This is a genomic window from Ruoffia tabacinasalis, from assembly GCF_005864045.1.
GTDB lineage: Bacteria > Bacillota > Bacilli > Lactobacillales > Aerococcaceae > Ruoffia > Ruoffia tabacinasalis.
Window position 1 is genome coordinate 1 of sequence record NZ_VBSP01000124.1, and the last position, 283, is coordinate 283.

The 283-nt window shown below is 38.5% G+C and carries 1 pseudogene; it reads left to right on the forward strand.

Features of this window, described 5'->3' with window-relative positions:
• Window positions 1–125: pseudogene (locus FEZ33_RS12290) on the forward strand (transposase); the annotation flags it as partial.
• Window positions 126–283 lie beyond the last annotated feature (158 nt).

The following is a 283-nucleotide window of genomic DNA, read 5'->3' on the forward strand; positions in this document are numbered from 1 at the left end:
AGCAACTTCAGCTTCCAGCTGGGTTAAGGCGTGTCTTACGTTCTTTTAAGAAGTACCAAACGTATATTCACAACACGTTCTCGTATCCAGGTTTAACGAATGGCCCGATCGAAGGTATTAATAATAATGATTATTGCATTTAATTTGTACCAACCTTGCGGTTCTTTTTACCAGTGATTGCGGACAGTTTTACCACTCTTTGCGGAAGAATTTACCAAAACTTATATATCCTCCTGTATACTTATTGAGCACGTTTACATCTTTTAGAAAGGTGAGCGTGACA